This is a genomic window from Phycisphaeraceae bacterium, assembly GCA_015709595.1.
Taxonomy (GTDB): Bacteria; Planctomycetota; Phycisphaerae; order Phycisphaerales; family SM1A02; genus CAADGA01.
In genome coordinates, this window is the sequence record CP054178.1 from 3,166,546 (window position 1) to 3,183,848 (window position 17,303).

Sequence of the window (17,303 nt, forward strand, 5' to 3'; positions counted from 1 at the left end):
AACGCCCTGAGAAACCCACGACCCCTGTAGGTCAACCCCATCACGACGACAACCGTCACGCGTCCGATGCTTTGGCCGACTCGCACCGAACCACGACCCGCACCGGCTCTTTCCACCCCTCCACGAAGAAACTGAGCGTCCGCTCATTGATGCGCCCCGCCTTGCGGTGAGCCCGCATCCGCACTGCGACCTCCGCCGTTGCACCCGGAGCGATCGCCTCCGATGGCACATCCGCCGCCGTGCAGGTGCAGGTGGAACTCACGGATGTGATCCGAATGGGACGACGACTCGTGTTGCGCAGCGTAATCGTCTGGCGGTTCATCGAACCGGCCGCCACGAGCCCGAGATCGACACGCTCCGGCTCCACGCGCAGTGGAGCGGGTGAAGTCAGCCCCAGCCCCGGAGTTGACATGTCCTGACCCGCGCGGCGAGCCACGGCGCTCGTCACGGAGAACGCGACGAAGGCGGCCCCCAGCGTGAGGATCACGAAGAGAATGCCAAAGCCAGTCCGCTTTGAGCGAGGAGCGGAAGGCGCCTGCGCATCGGTAACGATTGCCTGCCCCGTGACGGGGCTGCCACACCCGGAAACCGGAATCGAATGCATGCCGTTCCCTCCCGCTTGGAGACACCGCGCGGTGATGATCTGCTGAAAGAAGAAGTACTGGATGTCGGCGGTGGGGAACGGCTCACCGGCATCCCAATGGCGGGCATCGTGCGGAACGGCGTTCCTGCTGTCAAGAGGCAAGATGCAGCGAAGTGCAGAAAAATGTCCACCCGATACACACGCATACGGACCTGTCTCTCCCCTTCATGGGACAAACACACAGCGCACGGCGTCACCGCCGCGTGTTCGAAGATGGAGCAACGCCTCTCCGGGGATGACTTCCATGTCGCAGTCATGGCGACCGTGGCCGTCCGTGGCCCCGGAGAGGCTCTATAGATGAAGGCGCTCGCCGAAGGGTCAGCGTGACAAACTCGTGAAGTTTTTTTTCTGCGGGCGGTGCGAGGGCCGGCGGCGGGCCGGTACCGGATGGTTCTGCCCGAGGCGCTGCCTGTGTCCCCTGACGGGTATCGTTCGGCAGCCAGGCCTCGTGGCCGGGCGGCATCCGGTGGAATGAGGGCTCTCACCATGACCATCGATCACGAGACCGACGATACTCCCGACCGCCCCGACAGCGACTAGGTGTTCCCTGAGATGGTGGCCCTGAGCGACCCGGTTCACCGCCGCCTGCTGATGCGGCTCACACAGGGTCCGGCCACCGCCGATGCGCTGGCCAACGCGGTCGGACTCGAACTGAGCGAAGTTCAGTGCGGGCTGGAGCACATGGTCGAGATTCGCCTCGTCGAGCGGCAGCGCGAGGGCGTCGGGCACGAGATGTTCTACGACCTCGACTCGCGCGCTGCCTTCACCCCGGACGGTGAGTTCACGCGCATCGTCATCCGCTGTGACCGTGGCATGCCCTGCGAGATCGAACTGCGCGTGCTGACGGATGAGTGGATGTGAAGGGCTGCCAGTCGCGCTTTCCGCCGGATTCGTCACTGCCCCGGCCGAAACCGCCTTGCCTCCATGCGGCCTCCCGAGGTACCTCAGCGTCACCCGGGGGGACGAGGAGGCACGCATGACGACGATGACGCAGACGGTGAGAATGACGACCACGGCAGCGACCACCCAGCCACGGGCCGCACGCCACCGCCACGCCAACGCAACGCGCGACGACCACCTGCCGGGCGGCCCGGCGGCGATGGCCACCCCCACGCCACCCCACGGCCACGACGTTGGCCCACGGGCCAGACCCAAGCTCGTCCGCCGCTACCCGCCCGAGGTGCTCCGCGACGCTGAGGTCGCCGCCCTGCTGGCCGCGTGCCGCGAGGACTCACCGGCGGGCATCCGCAACCGCGCGCTGCTCACTGTGCTCTACCGCGCCGGGCTGCGCATCACCGAGACGCTGGCGCTGCGCCCCATCGACCTCGACCCACGCAGCGGTGCCATCCGCGTGCTGCACGCCAAGGGCGGCCGGTCGCGCATGGTCGGCATGGACCGCGCGGGCTTCGAGATCGTGGGCCAGTGGCTGGAGGCGCGGCGGTCGCTGCCCGTCACCGATGCCGACCCCGTGTTCTGCCTCATCGATGGGCGGCCGATGGCATCGTCGTACGTGCGCGTGTTCCTGCCGCGCCTCGCGGCGAAGGCGGGGCTGGTGCGGCGCGTCCACGCCCACGGGCTGCGGCACACCCACGCCGCCGAGTTGCGGCAGGAGGGCGTGGACATCGGGCTGATCTCCAAGCAGTTGGGCCACCGCTCGATCGCCACGACGGCGCGCTACCTGGACCACATCGCCCCGTGGGACGTGGTGGCGGCGATGCGGGGGCGGGAGTGGTGAGGGACGCCGCGACCGGACCGGTATACCCTAGAGTTTTGTGCTGAATGACCGACAACGGTGCCTAGGGCGTCTATCCGGAGGTTGAACTCGATGGCCGTGCTCTTCCTTGACGAGAGTGGGTATACGGGGTCGGATCTACTCAGCAGCGAGCAACCCATATTCGTCGTTTCAAGCTTGCTGCTTACCCCTGCGGAAGTGCAGGACGCCGTCGCGGTTCTGCGAGTCGCGACAACCGCACGTGAACTCAAGTTCAAGGCACTTGCGCGTCGTGTGCTCGGGCAACAGGCGATTCTGGCGTTTGCCAAGCACATGGACGCAAAGCGTCCCAACATGCGATTCCAGCTGTATCACAAACGATACGCGCTGCTGGGCAAGTTGCTTGAGTGCATTGTGGAACCCGTGTTCCACGAAGCAGGATGCGACTTTTGGGAGAACGGATTCAATCTGCAGTACTTGAACGTTTTATTCCACTGTGGCGAGTCATTGGCGAAGCGGAGCTTGGAACGTGTACTTACGCATTTCCAGGCGTTCTGCCGAAATCCCTCGGCATCGACACTGGATGGCTTCACGACTGCTGTGGTAGCTTTTGGCAAGACATCTACCGGTTGTCATGGTCTGATCCAGCCGATCTTGGATGGGATTGAGTTCCATCGGGCCACAGGACGGGCCGATGTCGGCCGTAATGCGCTTGAGTTGCAGGTAACGTCGGTCGTTTCACTTGTACGCGCATGGAACGACGAGGTCACCGATACCCTAGAACTGCGCGTTGATTCGGCAAGTACGATCGCCGCTGCAAAGCCAGCTCTTCTGGAAATGACCCGGCCAGCAGCCTCGATCGCTACGCAGTATGTACATGGTCGAGCCGTAGGTTTGCCACTTCGATTCGCTAGCATCGAGGTGTGCGACTCCAAAGCGGAGTCGGGCATTCAGTTGGCAGACATCGCAGCAGGTATGGTGCGCCATGCTGCCGAGGTGCTCAACGGCATGACTCCAGTGGTCGAACACTTTAGCGAGGCATTGCTCGCCATTGTGCAAGAGTGGCCCAGAGTGAGCCAAGTGTTTCCCGAGCTCAAGTTCACCGCAGACGACGTTGGGCGATTGGGATTTAGAGGATCGGGTATCATTGATGCAACGGCCGAAGCGTTCCGACGTGCGCGAGACCGATGAGTGCGAAGGCATTGATGAACACGCAACATACAATAGTGGCTGTCGGCCCTCACCATGCAGTACGACACGTCTCGTGGTGGTCAAGTCGTAGATGTCGAGAATCGTTGCACATGTAACATTTGGATCAAGTTGCGCTTCCACCGCAAAGCGACACTGCCGCCCCGACTGGCCCCGCCCGTTGCCGGTTTCTGCATTCCATTGCACTGCTGGCGGGGTTTTGGCGCGTGCCGCCGGTCCACCTGCGGCAGCGCGTGCGGCCACATCGATGGCAGAGAATGTCAGGTTTTGGCAGGTTCCACGGGCTCGTGCCGGATGCCCAAACCGGCTTTTCCGGCCCGAAAACGACGAATTCTCACCCGGAGTATGCTGGGGGGACTGTCAGCCCATGCCATGCAGGGATGCGAGCGTCTGGCGGACCTCGCGGAGCCGACTGCGGAGGGCCGCTTCGATCGCTTCATCCACGCAGCAGACCTCGGGCGTCTCGTCGCTCGCCCAGGGCGTGGCCGGGGGCGGTGGTGGTGACGGTCGGGCAATCCGCCGGATGTGCGGCAGGGCGCCGAGCACCTCGTCGATGGCGTCGAGCTCATCGATCGCCTGCAGCAGCGTGGAGCGGGTTCGTGGGTGAGGGATTCTGCGACGTGCGGCCATGCCAACCTCCGTGCGCCGAGGCGCGTTGGCGACCAGAGGGGCGACTTTCAGCCCGGTTGTCAAGGAGTGGGTGTACGCGGCGGGCGGGGGCTAGCGTCGGTTCGACGTGGCGACGGCAGCGATGAAGAGCGTCACCGCGACTCCCAGCCACACGTAGAGGGTGCGGGTGCGGGCGTCTCGATTGGCCAGCGCCGAGGACTCGAGGGGGCCGTCGCCAGGCCTGTAGATGCCATACAGGCGATACTCCTCAGAAAGCGACGCAACGTCGAGATCGAACTTCATCGTGTGCCACCCGATCTTCAGTCCACAGGCCGCCGTCCACAGGATCAAGGTGACCGTCAGAACCTTCGACCGAGACCAGCGGCGCGACTCCGCCGATCGTGGCTTGGGCAGGGCGGCCAGGATGGCGGCGGCGGGATCCTCCACGACATGTGACGTCGGAACGATGACCTGCTGCTGGCAGATCGGGCAGGCGACCACGTCGCCCGCAAGTTGATCCGGGGCCTCCATTCGTTCAGCACAACGAGGGCAGGCGAAGTCGATCATGCACACATCCCTTGGTTCGCGGGCCTCGGCGCACCAGCGCTTGGCCCTCCGGCCCATCCTGCTCTGATACGCAAATCGTGTCAAGTCCATTCTGCGGCACACTCCGCCCATGCCGCAGAAGGCCCAGCATGCCCGACCCTACCGGGTCGTTCCGCCCTTCCTTCGCCAGTTGCGCGAGGAGGCGGAGCTGACCCAGCGCGCCCTGGGCGATCTCCTGGGCAAGCCGCAGTCGTGGGTCCACAACTGCGAGACCGGCAACCGCCGCGTGGATGTGACGGAGTTCATCGAGTGGTGCCGGGCCTGCGGCGCGAAGCCCACCGTGGCCGTGGCCCGCCTGGCCGGCGAGGACCGGCGCTGACGACGGTGGCGGACGCACGCACGCGGGTGAACGCGCGTGTGGTGCGTGGGGGGTACGTGGGGGGTACGTGGGGGGGGCTAGTTCCAGCGCGTAGCGGGCATCCGGGGGCGGGTCGATTCCGTCAGCGACTCCAGGGATTCGACGCGGGCTGCCAGATCATCCAGTTCGATGGCCTCGCGGCCGAACCGCAGCATGGAGGCGGCGGCGGCCACGCGGGCGCTGGCCGAGGCGGCGGGATCGGTCATCACCTTGGCCAGGGTGTTGACGGCCAGGGGCGTGAAGCGCTGGGTGAGCGCGATGGCCTGGTTGAAGGCCGCGCGCCGGGCCTTGCGGTAGGCGGCGGCGAAGGCCGGGGTGTCGAGCCAGCGGTACAGCGTGCGCGGAGAGACCTTGGCCTTCTCGGCGGCCCGCTCGATGGTGTGCTCGGTCAGCAGGGCGGCGATGGCCGCCTCCTGGCGTGCGTTGAGCGTGCTGTCGGGGTCATCATTATTGAGGTGCATGCCGCACGGTCCTTCACGTCAGCGGTGCTAACGCAGGGCAATCGCTTTTTCACCCTCGAAGCACCTTGATGAGATAATCGTGGTCCCATCCTGCACGTAGTCGCTTGGCTTTGATCCCGATTCTGCGGGTGTTCTCACGCTTGAGGAGGTTGAGCGCCAGGCGTCGCAGGCGTGACAGGTTCTGCGCCGCGTTGCCTTTCCGCACGCGGCTGCCGTCCTCCCCGAAGCTGACGTCCAGCGACCAGTGCAACTGGTTCTCGATGCTCCAGTGCTGGCGGCAGAGGCGTGCCAGTTCCTCCGATCGTCGCGTCTGGACGCTCGAGATGTAGAAGTGCCGCCGCATCGTCCGCTCCTGCCCGATGACACGCATGCACTTGACGCGGATCAGGCACCGCAACCCGGGCCAGTCGTCGCGGGAACGCACCAGGTCCAGCATCCACATCACCGTGGCCCGACGGGTTTCGATGCGTCCGTGGCCCTTCTCAGTCACCTCCGACACGGCATGCCGGATGGCGGCGAATCCCCGTCGTTCGGCCCAGCGGAACGCCCTCTCCACATCCTCCAGCAGTTCCGGCTGGTTGCCCTTCACCTGCAGCACGTACTCGGCGCCCTGCTCGATGATCTGCCCGGCGATGGCCTTCTGACACCCCATGGCGTCGATGGTCACGATCAATCCCTTCAACGCCAGCATCCGCAGCAACTGCGGAATCGCCGTGATCTCGTTGCCTTTCTCGTTCGTGGCCAGCTGGCCGAAGACCACGCCGTTGTCCGATGCCCAGGCGCTGATCATGTGAATGGCCGCCTTCTTCGAAGCCCGGTCAAAGCTCCGGCGGAGGGTCTTGCCATCCAGCGTCACCACCCCCTCGATCTCCCCGGCGATGGCCTCGGTCCAGCGTCGGAAACACGTCTCGAACGCCCCCGGATCCAGCACCGCGAAGACATCGCCGAAGGTGTCATGCGACGGAATGCCGTGCTTCAGATCAAGAACACTCCGAAGCCATTCCTCCTTGGACTGGCCGAACTCCTCCATGTCCGTCCACCCCTCGGCGCCGCAGATCACGGCGAGAATGGCGATGACCATGATCTCATCCAACCGGTGACGCCGACCACGCCGACCTCGCGGATCGGGCAACTCCTGCAGCAACGCCATGATCGATGGGGCCATCCTGGCCTCCTTTCCGCGGGACATCCATGCCCGCAGAATTCCGATCGATCATCCCCCTTGCGCCCCATCAACGGAAAAAGCGATTGCCCTGGGTGCTAACGGCCTTGGGTTTCGCGCTGGCGCTGCTCGGCGTGGATGCGCTCGAAGAGTTCGATGCGCTTGGCGTAGCGCACCGGGTCGGCGTAGGTCCTGTGGTAGATGCGCTCCGCGATGGCCCGGTCCTCGGCCGACAATACCGGCGGTGGAAGCGGAGGAGGAGGCACGAGGCGTTGCTCCACTCGATCGATCCGTCGCTTGAGCCGCATGGGCAACCTCCTTCCCTTCCCCCCCCACACACATTCCCTCCCCGACTTCCTCGTCACACGTGTCGCGTCGCGGCCCAGCGTAGGCCGTGGCTCCGGATCGTGTTCCACGGTGTGGAAGTGGCGTGACGGGCGCGTGGAGCGTCGCGCGCGTGGGGGGGCGTGTGTGTGGGGGGGGCTATTCGAAGAGGATCTTGAACCGGTGGCCGCACGCCGGCGCCTGGCACTGGACCCACCACACCGCCGTGCCGTCTCCCTGGTCCTTGATGGAGCGGTAGCGCTTGATCCGCGTGGTGCCGCACGACGGGCAGCGCGGCCTCGTCAGGGCCACCGTGGGCAAGCGTGGTGGTCGGGGCAACGGCGCGGCGGAGGTTGGGCGCTCCGAAGCACCGTTGCCACAGGCGGCCACGTCGGCGGCGTCGTGGGCAGTCGCGTCAACGGACGGCGGCGGTGATGTGGAAGGGGGCGACGTGGGGGGTCGAGTGGGGCACATGTGGGGAACTCCGGAATGTGGCCGAACCCGCCGAATCCCCCGGGATCCTGCGGTTTCCGGGGGATTGGCCTTGATGTCCACGGGGGTCGAGGTAGATGTGTCGTGGCGTACCGAACGAAGCCCATACCGACCATCACGCGAAGGAGCACGACGACCATGACGAACAACGCCACCACGCAGCGCGACCGCGACAACCTGATCGAGGCCCCGCGGGAGTGCCTGAGCCCCGAGGCCATCTCGTACATCCACGCCGCGCTGCAGCGGCAGATCAAGCGCGATGAGCCCCGCATCGAGAACGGCACGACCACGCTGGCCAACGCCGACGCCTGCGTCGAGGCACGCTGGTTCCTGGAAGACATCCTTGAGGACATCCTCGACCCGATTGCCTGACGTGGCGAGCCGCACGCACGCACCACCCCACGCACCACCAACCGGAGCACGACGACCATGACGAACACCACGCAGCGCCTCATCCAGCTCACCGAGTCTCTGGGCTCCCTTGGCTTCGCCCTGACCGGCATCGAGGTTCGAACGCCCGACGGCCGCACCTGGAGCATCGCCACAGCCACCGATGGACATGGCCGCTTCCCCGATGGCCACTGGGGTCCGTGCCCCGGAGCACTCGGCGGGTTCCGGCTCTTCGAGATCGACCCCGACGGGCGACGCGGGCCGGATGAGCACCACGCCATCGACGATGACACCTGGACCGCCAGCGACCTGATCGACTACCTCAAGGCCGTGGGCGAACCACGGCCTGGACCGAACGACTCGAACCCCACCGGACCGACCTGCTGAAGCCCGCTCAATGCGGGCTTCGCTGTTTTCCGCCCCCCCACATGAAGCCACCACATGACCAAGGACCACACCACCATGACGACGCCAACCACCAACACCACGCCCCGAAGCACGCCACGCATGACGCCCGACGAAGTGCGCGACGCGATTCGCGCTGCCTTCCGCAATCTCCGGGGGCGCGGCTACTTCTGCCGCATGAACTTCACCTGCTGCTCGACCTGCGCCTGGTACGAGGTGCCCGAGGGCCGCGCGGGCAAGGTCGTCTTCTACCACCGCCAGGACGCCCAGCATCTCGCCGAGGACGGCTGCTGCATGCTCGGCTGGTCCGGCGACGGCCAGGAGATCTGCGAGGCCCTGCGCGAGGCAGGACTGAAGGTCGAGTGGAACGGCAGCAGCGACACCCGCATCCAGGTCGCGAGCCACTGACCCCCCCACATCACCACGAACCAACACCCACGACCCGGCGCGTGCCGGGCGGGGATCACACACCCTCCTACCAGGAGATGCATCATGTCGAAGAAGCGCAACACCACCAAGTCGTCCCTCCGCAAGAACGACCGGCCCAAGGGCAGCGAGCCCGCCAGCCGGGCCACCATCGACAAGGCCCGCGCCGAGATCACGAAGAAGTGGGCCGAGTCCGAGGCGGCAGCCAAGGCCAACGGCACGGCGGAACTCGACCGCGTGCCGATGGTCGCCCTTGGGGCGAACGGGGCGAAGAAGGGCCGCAAGGCCAGCAAGGACGCCACCGACGCGAGCGACGCGACGGGGGCCAACGTCGGCGGCCCCAAGGCCAAGACGCCGAAGGCCCCCCGGACGCCCAAGACCCCCCGGACTCCGAAGGAACCCAAGCCCAAGCGCCTCAGCGGGCTGGACCTGGCGGCCAAGGTGCTGGCCGAGGCGGGCGAGCCGCTCAACGCCAAGACCATCGCCGAGCGCGCCATCGCGGCCGGCTGGAAGACCAGCGGGGCCACACCGCACGCCACGCTCTACGCCGCCATCATCCGCGAGATCGCGGCCAAGGGACGCGAGGCGCGCTTCACCAAGAAGGACCGTGGCCTGTTCGCCTCGAACGCGAAGGGAGGTGCGTGAGCCATGAAGATCACCGACGTTGAAATCGGAGGGCGATACATCGCCAAGGTCTCGGGCCAGATGACCACGGTCAGGGTGCTGGCCATCCTCGAGGTGCCGCCCGCCTGGCACACGCCCGGCAGCACGCGTTGGCAGAAGCGCATCGATGTGGTCAACGAGCGCACCGGCCGCCAACTCACCTTCCGCTCTGCAGCGCGGCTGCGCCGCCGAACCCCCGGAATGGGGGCCGGAACGGGGGCGGGGGCAAGGGCGGCCGCGCCTCAACCGGAAGGAGGTGCGTGAGCCATGCCGCACGACCTCGACGAGACCTTCGCGGTCTTGGAACGCATCATGGTCCGCGACGTGCGGCCCCGGCGCGGCACGCCCTACCGCCACACCTGCGACTTGGATGTGTACGAGGCGGTGGTCCACGCGATCGATGACCTCGACGGCGGCTCGTTTACCGTCGAGACGCTGCGTGGGGCCACGGGGCTGCCCTTCACGCAGATCAACGTCACGCTGGCGTTCCTGCGGGAGCGCGGCATCGTGGTCGAGACGCTGCGGCGCAAGACCGTGGCGGCCAGCGAGTCGATCCACCTCGACGCCATGACCGAGTGGCATGCGCTGCGGGAGAAGGGGCCACCGCCGCACGCGACGTAGCCGCCCTCGCCGCCACGTGCCCTCTACCCCACCGACCCCCCCGGACGGTGGGGTTTTCTGCGGACAGAGCGCCAAGTGGCGCTTTTCCTTCGGAACGTCACTTGAAGCGCAAGCATCACCAAGCCCGAGGGGAACATCGGGCCGGGCCGGGTGATGATGAACATCGAGATCGGCGCGCGGCGGCCCATCATCCTTGGCGATCACGGCGCGATCATCAAGCGGCGCTGGTCGATGATCGGCGAGCAGCACGGCAGGATCATCACGTCGTGATGGTGCACGATCATCATCCGCGAGCCCGCGCATCATCGCATGTGCTCCTCGCGCGGCCTCATGGGGATCGGGCTCTTGCCCGTGCGCTGCAGCACCGCGGGCTTGCCGGTGAACCGCTGGTAGCGATCGCAAATGAGGTCGGCGTACAGTGGATCGAGCTCCATGAGGAACCCGCGCCGGCCCTGCTGTTCGCAGGCGATGAGGGTCGAGCCGCTGCCGCCGAAGAGATCGAGGACGTTCTCGCCGGGTTTGGACGAGTAGACAATCGAACGTGCCGCCAGCTCCACGGGCTTGGCCGTCAAATGCTCCATCTGGTTGGGCGGGATCTTCTTGACGGGCCAGACGTTGGAGATGTTGTTGGGGCCGAAGAACTGGTGGCCCGCCCCCTCGCGCCAGCCATACCACGCATGCTCGCAGTCGTTCATGAAGTCCTTGCGGCCGAGGACCGGATGGCCCTTCACCCAGGTGATGCCTTGGGCGAAGTACAGGCCGCACTCGGCCAGCGCGCTGCAGTAGTTGGCCCAATTGGCATACCCGCCCCAGATGTAGAAGCATCGCCCCGGCAGCAGGACGCGGGCGATGTTGCCGAACCACGCCAGGAGGATCTTGTCGAAGTCCGCGCCGGCCAGGAAGTCGTTGGCCAGGGGCCGGTCCTTGGCGCGCATCTGCTTGTGGGTGGCCTTGGGCTTGCCCTGGCGGGCATCATCGAACCCCTGCAGATGCGCCTTGGCCTTGGCGATGGCGGGCAGCGCCTTCGAGCCCGCCGCCCGGGCGTTGTTGCTTCGCGGCTCGAGGTTGATGCCATAGGGCGGATCGGTGTTGACCAGATGCACCGGCGCGCCATCGAGCAGACGATCCACATCCTCCGGCTTGGAGGAGTCGCCGCAGAGCAGACGATGGTTGCCGAGCATCCACAGGTCGCCGGGCCGAGTGACCGCCTCTTCCGGCGGCTCGGGGATGTCGTCGGGGTCGACCAGGCCGGGGTTGCTGCCCGCGTTGAGGAGGCGCTCGATCTCGGCGGGCGAGAAGCTCGTGAGCTCCAGATCGAAGCCCATCGTCTTGAGCTCGGCGAGCTCCAGCGGCAGGAGGTCGAAGTCCCAGCCGGACAGCGTGGCCGTCTGGTTGTCGGCGATGCGGTAGGCCTTGATCTGGGCCTCGCTCAACCCCCTGGCGATGTGGACGGGCACGGTCTTCAGTCCCAGCTTCAGGGCCGCCTTGTAGCGGGTGTGGCCGACGATGATGACGCCGTGCTCATCGGTGACGATGGGCTGGCGGAAGCCGTAGGACACGATCGACTGGGCGACGTCATCCACGCCCGCATCGTTCTTGCGGGGGTTCTTGTCGTAGGGCTTGAGCCATTCGATCGGCCGCTCTTCGACGATCAGCTCGGTGGTGGTCTTCATGGTGGTGCCTCCGTGCAGCCGCGTTTGCGGGGGCGCTTCGTGCGCTGCGGCGTGCGGGTCAGGGGTTGCGGTGTGAGAGCGCCTTCCACATGCGCCGCTGCGTGCGCCAGTCGATCTCGGCGGCGATGGGGCGCAGGTCGTGTTCGGAAATGGCGGTATCGCCGGGCAGGGCGAGGACGGCCTCCTGGATGTCGGGGGCGAGGTTGAGGAGCGCCGTGATCTGGCTCACGCGGGCTCGCGTGACGCCGCCCACGTTCGCCACCGCCGCGTACCCCCCCACGTGGCCCCCCACGTCGCCCCGCTGGACGAGGTCGTCGATCCGATACGCCAGGGCCAACAGACGGGCGACACGGGGCGTTCTGCCGACGGGCGTCGAGCGGGTAGCGTCCGAGTCGTGGCGGCTAGGCCGCTGGCGGCGTGGGGACGCGAAGGTGATGCGGCGCTCGATGGTGAGTTCGGTGGTAGGCGTGGTCATGGCGATTCCCTCGTGGCTGGTCATGCGGCGTCTGCGGTGGCGATGGCAATGGCGTCGTCACCACCGCCGAGGGCGCGGATGCCGGTCGGGTTAAAGGTGATTCGGCATGTGTTCTCGACGCGATCGACGACCACGCGCTCGACGAGGAGGTGCAGAACGCGCGCCTGCTCGCGCGGGCTGAGCACCGACCACATCGTGTCGAACTCGGCCAGCGCCGCCGCGACCTCGCGTTCGCTCACGGTCGTTTCGCGCAGCGCGGCCTCCTCGTCACCCAGGGCGGCGACACGGCGATTGGCGGCGTGGATCTGCTGGTGGAGGTCGCCAAGGTGGGCGGCGTCCCCCGTGCGTTTGACGGCCGCGTGGTGGCGGCGGAGTTCGCGCGAGAGGATCGTGCGTTCGTGGTCAATCTCGGTGAGCCGCCCCCGGACGGCGGCGTTGGCTGCGGCGAAAGTCGAAGCGACGACGGTCGGGTCGCGGCCGATGCACTTGATCTCCTGGACGACGAAGCGTTCGAGGTCGCCTGCGGGCACCGACTTCGTCGGGCATGCCTGCCACCCGCGCTTCTGGGCGGCGAGGCAGGTGTAGTAGCGGTATCGCGTTGTGCCCCTGGTGGTGAACGAGTGCGCCATCGCCCCGCCGCAGTGGGCGCACTGGACGAGGCCCTTGAGCAGTGCGCCGCTCGTGTTCCTGGCGACGTGCCCGCCGCCGGAGCGGCGCTGCTGTTCGAGGCGGAGTTGCACGCGGTCCCACACATCCTTTGAGATGATGGCCTCGTGCTCGCCGTCGAAGACTTGGTCGTGGTGGCGCACGAGGCCGATGTACGTCGCGTTGGTCAGGAGGGCGTGGAGGCGGCATTTGTCGAGCGCCGCGCCGCCGCGGGGCTTGCCGGTCCTGGTCGTCCACCGCTTCGTGGTCCAGCCGAGTTCTGCGAGTGCCTTGGCAACTTCGATCAGCGAGCCGCGTTCGAGGTAGAGCGCGAAGATGCGTCGAACTTGTTCGGCCTCGGCGGCGTTGACGACGAGCCGCGAGCCGGTCTTGTCGCTGACTACGTCGTAGCCGAGCAGCGGCGCGCCGCCGGCCCACTTCCCTTTGCGCCTCGCGGCCGCGATCTTGTCGCGCGTTCTCTCGCTGGCGTGGTCCCGTTCCAGTTGGGCGACCGCGACCATGATGTGCAGCGTGAACTTGCCCATCGCACCGGTCGTCTGGATGCTTTGCGTGACGCTCGCCAGGCCGACGCGATGCTCTTCGAGGAAATCGAGGATGGCGAGGAAGTCGCGCGCGTTGCGGCTGAGTCGATCCAGTTTGTAGATGACCACCACATCGACCTTGCCCGCGATGATGTCCTGCTTCAGTCGCTGGAAGGCGGGCCGGTCGGTGTTGCCGCCCGAGTACCCCCCGTCGTCGTACTTCTCGGGCAGGCACACCCAGCCCTCGCCCTTCTGGCTGGCGATGAACGCCTCGCCGCTCTCGCGCTGGGCATGAAGCGAGTTGAAGTCGAGGCCGAGCCCCTGCTCCGAGGACTTGCGGGTGTAGATGGCGCAGCGAACGACCGTGGTCGCATTGGCGCTGGCCTCGGCTCGTCTGGTCTGGCGGTTCATGCGCTCACCGCCTTTCCGCCCGTCAGCCCGAAGAACAGGCGGCCGTTCCACTTCGCGCCGGTGATCGCGTGGGCGACGGCGCTGAGCGAGCGGTACCGCCGCCCGTCGTACTCGAAGCCCTCGGAGGGATCGAGGACCAGCACATCCAGCCGCTTGCCGCGATAGACCCGCGTCAGTGTCGTGCCGGGGGTGAGGTTGTCAGGGGCGGTGGCGGTCGTGGAGACGGCGGCGCGCGGGCTCGGCCCAATCCGCCCGACGACAGTGCGCGTCTGAGCGGGCGGCATGCGTGGCGGCGTGGTGCGCAGGTCGCCATCGTCGGCCATCGCCAGCGCGCACTGCCTCAAGCGATCGGCACGCTCGACGAGGTCGCCCTCGGCGAGGCATTGGAGTCGCCAGGCAATCCGGCGTCGCAGCCAGACGGCGTTGCCGGCGCGCGTCGGCTCACCGAAGACCTCGGCGTACTTCGCGCGAAGTTGGCTCGGCGTCATGTGTGCGAGCGTGGCGATCTCGCGGTGGACCGTGGCGCGTGCGGTCGTGGTCGTGGTCGATCCCATCATGCATCTCCTTGCAGCGTGGGCGACGCGTGGGCCTCTCCGAGAGCGCCGGACGCGTCAACCCGTGTGGTGGGACCACAAGGGCGACTCGGGGCACACACCTCAAGGCCGAGTTGGGAGGAATCCGAGGGGATTCCGGCAGATGGCCCGGGGGCCGCCTCGCCCGCCGGGGCGGCGTCGATGGCGCGGCGGCGGAGACGCAGGACGGCGAGGGCGAGGACAGTGGTAAGGTCGTCGATGATCTGGTCGGCGTTTGCGGTCATGCCCCACCCCCCGATCGAAGTGGTGGCTCATCGTTGGGCTGGTGAGACGGGAGGGCCGACTCCGAGGCGCCGCGAGCGATCGCTTCGGCATCCTGCCTCGACAATCCCTGCTCGAACTCCAGAATGGCCGCCCGCTCCTCGACTTCATCGAAGTCGGCAAGCCGCGGGCTGGATTGGTGCCCCAACTCAGCGTCGCGAGCGTCGCGGTGCGTCGCAAGGTGATTCTCGGCCGCGCCCGGGGCTGTTCCCGCGACGCTTGCCCCTGGTACGGGAGCGTCGCGGTCCGGGTGGTCAGCGTCGCGGTCAGCCGCCTTGGCGGGGTCACCAAAGAGGGTGCGACGCTCCGCGACGCTCGCGACGCCCTTCTGCGGCACCGTTCTCACGATGATGGAGCGGCTACGGTGTCCGGGCTTGGGGAACTCGAGGTCCACACCCACTTGGCGGAGGTTCGGCGCGAGGCGGCGTAGGGCGCTGCTCAAGGTGTGGGGGCGCTTGGGCCAGTCACGCGAGTGGCGGACTTTCTCATCTACGAGTTGATCGAGGTGAGCGAGCAGGTCGGTCGCTCGACCCTCCCATTCCTTGCGGCTGACCATGAAACGACGAATGGCGTCAGCGACCGGGGTCGATTCGAGCGCGACATCGTGTGCACTCGCGCGGTTGGCCGTGTACGCCTCCATGAACTCTCCGGTCTTCCACGGAAGCCCTGGCTCCGCCGCCACGATCCAGTGCGCGAAGTCGGCCATTCGGGGGCATGCCGCCAGATGCGTGCCATTAATCCGTGAGAGGGCCGTGCTGACGGCATCGAGAAGTGCACCGAGGATCCGCGGACGGGCTTCCTCGAATCGCGAATACAGCGCGCTCTCAGTCACTCGCTTGTCCTCGGGAATCGACGGCAGGCCGATGCGGATGGCTCGATCGAGAAGATCGCCGCGCGTCGCCACTTCCTCGATGCCGTTGAGCATCACGGGCCGCAGGGCGTCGAAGAGCTGTTCCTCATCGTTCTCGTACAGTGTGCGCGTGCCGAAGCCACCGCCCGTGCTCAGGCGGCAGAGTGCATCGCTCAGCCAGTCTGGGATGGAGCTCAGGTTGTCGAGCGCGACGAACCAGCCATTCGTGGCCGCGATCATGAGGTCGCGCGGCTCGCGTGGCGAGGACCGCAAACCGGCCGTGTTCGGATCGACCAGTCGCCGCAAAAGGCGCATGGAAGTTGACTTGCCGCTGCCCTGTTCACTGATCACGATGAGGATCGGCTGCGGCCAACCCACCCGGAAAAGGCCCACGAGCCACGACACCAGAAGGATGAAGTCCACGTCGGACACCACGTTGACGAACTGCCGCAACTCCGTGACCGATCCTCCCTTCACCGGAACGGGAAGTGCCAGCACGCCCTTGGGGCGCCTGAAACGCACGGGTGCCTGCGCGACGACTCGCCAGCCAGTCGCATCGATCTGCACGATGTTCCGCTTGGAGTCCGCCAGATCGAGGTAGATGACTCCCTCGTGGTCGGCCAGCCGCACATGGACCTTCACCTGCGGGCCGCGGAAGAAGGCATGCCCTTCGATGACGTTGATCGCATCGGCCAGCATCTGGTTGCCCGGTGCCTTGTCGGTCGCTTCGAAGTATTGGCGGGCCAGCCAACGCCGGAATCCGCGTCCGCGGATGGCGAGCGTCTCGATGTGGTCTTCGACATGAACGCTCGCGTAGCCAGTGTCATCGTCGTGGAAGAGTTCGACGCCATCGCACAGGTCCACCAGTTCGGTGGCCTGCGACTTGCGTCCGCCGCCTGCATCACATTCCTTGCCGGAGTCGGTTGATTGGCCGTTCGCCGGAGGCTCGACGGTCTGAACCGCCGCCTTGATCGCCGCCATGAAACGCTGTCCGGCATCATGGCACGCGGCAGTGTCGGCGGGATCAACTGATTGGGCATTGAACCAGGCGCGGATGTCCTTGCTCTCGGTCGGTGGCAAAGCCCAATGGACGGGTACTCCCCATGCCGCCGCCAATCGTGTCGCCACTCCCAGCGCGCCATCACGTCCTGGGTGCGAGCCATCCGGCTTCTGGTCGTTCTCGCCAAGTACGAGAATCTCGCGCCCCTTGAGAAGTTCGGCCAAGTGCTTGACCCCGCCTGCAGCGCTGGGTCGGCCCACGGCGGCGAGCCCCATCGACAACGCGGCGGCCACATCGGTCGGCCCCTCCACGATCAGGATGAGACCCTCCGCCGGCAGGGATCGGGGGACAATGAGGCCACGCTTGGCCTTCCACAGCGATTTCTTCTTCCCGTCCCCGTACCGCCGCAAGACGCCGATGATGGCGCCCCGAGCATCGCGTTCCGGAAACAGCCACACAGGGTCATCCCATGCGGCATCCAGGTCTGCGAGTGCCGTCGAGGCCACACCCAATGCGCGCGCGAGTCGCTCATGGTCCTCACTGGTTGTGCGCGCGAGGGCTTGCTCGAACCGCTGCTGGGGCGTCAGATCGGCTCCGCGGGCGTCGGCAGGGCCGAACACGGTGCCGCCCTCCGCGTCTGTCTTGATGACGCGCCAGCCCACCGGTGCAGCGGAGACGCGCATGCAGCGAATCACGTCGCCGCTGCGGCCGCACCAGTCGCCCTTGCTGCAGATAGGACACGGTTGCTGGGGCGTCACCGCGCGCCACTTCGC

The 17,303-nt window shown here is 66.8% G+C and carries 22 protein-coding genes; 10 read left to right on the forward strand and 12 right to left on the reverse strand.

All coding sequences use genetic code 11. The features are described from left to right. Window positions 1–55: 55 nt before the first annotated feature. Window positions 56–487, reverse strand: coding sequence for a DUF1573 domain-containing protein (locus HRU76_13390; protein ID QOJ18519.1), 432 nt, complete (start codon window positions 485–487; stop codon window positions 56–58). A gap of 708 nt (window positions 488–1,195) precedes the next feature. Between HRU76_13390 and HRU76_13395 the strand changes: the two genes are divergently transcribed. The 3 genes from HRU76_13395 to HRU76_13405 all read left to right on the forward strand — a co-directional run bounded on the left by HRU76_13395 (window position 1,196) and on the right by HRU76_13405 (window position 3,545). Beyond that, the gene (locus tag HRU76_13395; GenBank protein ID QOJ18520.1) at window positions 1,196–1,504 is read left to right on the forward strand and encodes a winged helix-turn-helix transcriptional regulator; all 309 of its coding nucleotides are present in this window, start codon (window positions 1,196–1,198) and stop codon (window positions 1,502–1,504) included. A gap of 115 nt (window positions 1,505–1,619) precedes the next feature. Continuing rightward, a complete protein-coding gene (locus HRU76_13400) occupies window positions 1,620–2,378 on the forward strand; it encodes a tyrosine-type recombinase/integrase (GenBank protein ID QOJ18521.1) in 759 nt (252 codons plus the stop codon). A gap of 90 nt (window positions 2,379–2,468) precedes the next feature. Next, window positions 2,469–3,545, forward strand: a complete 1,077-nt coding sequence (locus HRU76_13405) for a DUF3800 domain-containing protein (GenBank protein QOJ18522.1) — start codon at window positions 2,469–2,471, stop codon at window positions 3,543–3,545. A gap of 378 nt (window positions 3,546–3,923) precedes the next feature. On the opposite strand, the gene HRU76_13410 is transcribed toward HRU76_13405, so the two are convergent. Beyond that, window positions 3,924–4,193, reverse strand: a complete 270-nt coding sequence (locus HRU76_13410; GenBank protein QOJ18523.1) for a hypothetical protein — start codon at window positions 4,191–4,193, stop codon at window positions 3,924–3,926. A gap of 90 nt (window positions 4,194–4,283) precedes the next feature. After that, window positions 4,284–4,739 (reverse strand): hypothetical protein, encoded by a 456-nt coding sequence (locus HRU76_13415; protein QOJ18524.1) that lies wholly within the window; start codon window positions 4,737–4,739, stop codon window positions 4,284–4,286. A 109-nt stretch (window positions 4,740–4,848) separates the two neighbouring features. Here HRU76_13415 and HRU76_13420 point away from each other — a divergent pair, with 109 nt between their 5' ends. Further along, window positions 4,849–5,097 (forward strand): helix-turn-helix transcriptional regulator, encoded by a 249-nt coding sequence (locus HRU76_13420; GenBank protein QOJ18525.1) that lies wholly within the window; start codon window positions 4,849–4,851, stop codon window positions 5,095–5,097. Between the two features lie 77 nt (window positions 5,098–5,174). On the opposite strand, the gene HRU76_13425 is transcribed toward HRU76_13420, so the two are convergent. The 4 genes from HRU76_13425 to HRU76_13440 all read right to left on the reverse strand — a co-directional run bounded on the left by HRU76_13425 (window position 5,175) and on the right by HRU76_13440 (window position 7,404). Beyond that, entirely contained in the window at window positions 5,175–5,597 is a 423-nt protein-coding gene (locus HRU76_13425; GenBank protein QOJ18526.1) for a hypothetical protein, read from the reverse strand. A gap of 49 nt (window positions 5,598–5,646) precedes the next feature. Continuing rightward, a complete protein-coding gene (locus HRU76_13430; protein ID QOJ18527.1) occupies window positions 5,647–6,786 on the reverse strand; it encodes an ISAs1 family transposase in 1,140 nt (379 codons plus the stop codon). A gap of 71 nt (window positions 6,787–6,857) precedes the next feature. Next, the gene (locus HRU76_13435; protein QOJ18528.1) at window positions 6,858–7,067 is read right to left on the reverse strand and encodes a hypothetical protein; all 210 of its coding nucleotides are present in this window, start codon (window positions 7,065–7,067) and stop codon (window positions 6,858–6,860) included. Between the two features lie 175 nt (window positions 7,068–7,242). Next, the gene (locus HRU76_13440; GenBank protein ID QOJ18529.1) at window positions 7,243–7,404 is read right to left on the reverse strand and encodes a hypothetical protein; all 162 of its coding nucleotides are present in this window, start codon (window positions 7,402–7,404) and stop codon (window positions 7,243–7,245) included. Between the two features lie 309 nt (window positions 7,405–7,713). Here HRU76_13440 and HRU76_13445 point away from each other — a divergent pair, with 309 nt between their 5' ends. From HRU76_13445 to HRU76_13470, 6 genes are all read left to right on the forward strand, one after another. Beyond that, window positions 7,714–7,947 carry a hypothetical protein gene (locus tag HRU76_13445; GenBank protein QOJ18530.1) on the forward strand — a complete coding sequence of 78 codons (234 nt, stop codon included), beginning with the start codon at window positions 7,714–7,716 and terminating at the stop codon, window positions 7,945–7,947. Window positions 7,948–8,004: 57 nt separating this feature from the next. Next, window positions 8,005–8,352, forward strand: coding sequence for a hypothetical protein (locus HRU76_13450; GenBank protein ID QOJ18531.1), 348 nt, complete (start codon window positions 8,005–8,007; stop codon window positions 8,350–8,352). A 54-nt stretch (window positions 8,353–8,406) separates the two neighbouring features. Beyond that, window positions 8,407–8,778 carry a hypothetical protein gene (locus HRU76_13455; protein ID QOJ18532.1) on the forward strand — a complete coding sequence of 124 codons (372 nt, stop codon included), beginning with the start codon at window positions 8,407–8,409 and terminating at the stop codon, window positions 8,776–8,778. Between the two features lie 84 nt (window positions 8,779–8,862). Beyond that, window positions 8,863–9,441 (forward strand): hypothetical protein, encoded by a 579-nt coding sequence (locus HRU76_13460; GenBank protein ID QOJ18533.1) that lies wholly within the window; start codon window positions 8,863–8,865, stop codon window positions 9,439–9,441. Between the two features lie 3 nt (window positions 9,442–9,444). Continuing rightward, window positions 9,445–9,723, forward strand: coding sequence for a hypothetical protein (locus HRU76_13465; protein ID QOJ18534.1), 279 nt, complete (start codon window positions 9,445–9,447; stop codon window positions 9,721–9,723). Window positions 9,724–9,726: 3 nt separating this feature from the next. Next, a complete protein-coding gene (locus HRU76_13470) occupies window positions 9,727–10,080 on the forward strand; it encodes a hypothetical protein (protein QOJ18535.1) in 354 nt (117 codons plus the stop codon). Between the two features lie 302 nt (window positions 10,081–10,382). Here the strand turns inward: HRU76_13470 and HRU76_13475 are convergent, their stop codons facing one another. From HRU76_13475 to HRU76_13495, 5 genes are all read right to left on the reverse strand, one after another. Continuing rightward, window positions 10,383–11,735, reverse strand: a complete 1,353-nt coding sequence (locus tag HRU76_13475) for a ParB N-terminal domain-containing protein (protein QOJ19193.1) — start codon at window positions 11,733–11,735, stop codon at window positions 10,383–10,385. A gap of 76 nt (window positions 11,736–11,811) precedes the next feature. Continuing rightward, the gene (locus tag HRU76_13480) at window positions 11,812–12,228 is read right to left on the reverse strand and encodes a hypothetical protein (protein QOJ18536.1); all 417 of its coding nucleotides are present in this window, start codon (window positions 12,226–12,228) and stop codon (window positions 11,812–11,814) included. Between the two features lie 20 nt (window positions 12,229–12,248). After that, entirely contained in the window at window positions 12,249–13,826 is a 1,578-nt protein-coding gene (locus tag HRU76_13485) for a recombinase family protein (GenBank protein QOJ18537.1), read from the reverse strand. Further along, window positions 13,823–14,380, reverse strand: a complete 558-nt coding sequence (locus HRU76_13490) for a DUF2924 domain-containing protein (protein ID QOJ19194.1) — start codon at window positions 14,378–14,380, stop codon at window positions 13,823–13,825. Before HRU76_13490 ends, HRU76_13485 begins: the two co-directional genes overlap by 4 nt. 259 nt (window positions 14,381–14,639) lie before the next feature. Further along, window positions 14,640–17,192: a hypothetical protein gene (locus HRU76_13495; GenBank protein QOJ18538.1), complete on the reverse strand. Its 2,553-nt coding sequence runs from the start codon at window positions 17,190–17,192 to the stop codon at window positions 14,640–14,642. Window positions 17,193–17,303 lie beyond the last annotated feature (111 nt).

Coding starts and splice junctions, on each gene's coding strand:
- HRU76_13395 (QOJ18520.1), top strand. CDS start 1,196: ATGGTGGCCCTGAGCGACCCGGTTCACCGCCGCCTGCTGATGCGGCTC.
- HRU76_13400 (QOJ18521.1), top strand. CDS start 1,620: ATGACGACGATGACGCAGACGGTGAGAATGACGACCACGGCAGCGACC.
- HRU76_13405 (QOJ18522.1), top strand. CDS start 2,469: ATGGCCGTGCTCTTCCTTGACGAGAGTGGGTATACGGGGTCGGATCTA.
- HRU76_13410 (QOJ18523.1), bottom strand. CDS start 4,193: ATGGCCGCACGTCGCAGAATCCCTCACCCACGAACCCGCTCCACGCTG.
- HRU76_13415 (QOJ18524.1), bottom strand. CDS start 4,739: ATGATCGACTTCGCCTGCCCTCGTTGTGCTGAACGAATGGAGGCCCCG.
- HRU76_13420 (QOJ18525.1), top strand. CDS start 4,849: ATGCCGCAGAAGGCCCAGCATGCCCGACCCTACCGGGTCGTTCCGCCC.
- HRU76_13425 (QOJ18526.1), bottom strand. CDS start 5,597: ATGCACCTCAATAATGATGACCCCGACAGCACGCTCAACGCACGCCAG.
- HRU76_13430 (QOJ18527.1), bottom strand. CDS start 6,786: ATGTCCCGCGGAAAGGAGGCCAGGATGGCCCCATCGATCATGGCGTTG.
- HRU76_13435 (QOJ18528.1), bottom strand. CDS start 7,067: ATGCGGCTCAAGCGACGGATCGATCGAGTGGAGCAACGCCTCGTGCCT.
- HRU76_13445 (QOJ18530.1), top strand. CDS start 7,714: ATGACGAACAACGCCACCACGCAGCGCGACCGCGACAACCTGATCGAG.
- HRU76_13450 (QOJ18531.1), top strand. CDS start 8,005: ATGACGAACACCACGCAGCGCCTCATCCAGCTCACCGAGTCTCTGGGC.
- HRU76_13455 (QOJ18532.1), top strand. CDS start 8,407: ATGACCAAGGACCACACCACCATGACGACGCCAACCACCAACACCACG.
- HRU76_13460 (QOJ18533.1), top strand. CDS start 8,863: ATGTCGAAGAAGCGCAACACCACCAAGTCGTCCCTCCGCAAGAACGAC.
- HRU76_13465 (QOJ18534.1), top strand. CDS start 9,445: ATGAAGATCACCGACGTTGAAATCGGAGGGCGATACATCGCCAAGGTC.
- HRU76_13470 (QOJ18535.1), top strand. CDS start 9,727: ATGCCGCACGACCTCGACGAGACCTTCGCGGTCTTGGAACGCATCATG.
- HRU76_13480 (QOJ18536.1), bottom strand. CDS start 12,228: ATGACCACGCCTACCACCGAACTCACCATCGAGCGCCGCATCACCTTC.
- HRU76_13485 (QOJ18537.1), bottom strand. CDS start 13,826: ATGAACCGCCAGACCAGACGAGCCGAGGCCAGCGCCAATGCGACCACG.
- HRU76_13490 (QOJ19194.1), bottom strand. CDS start 14,380: ATGGGATCGACCACGACCACGACCGCACGCGCCACGGTCCACCGCGAG.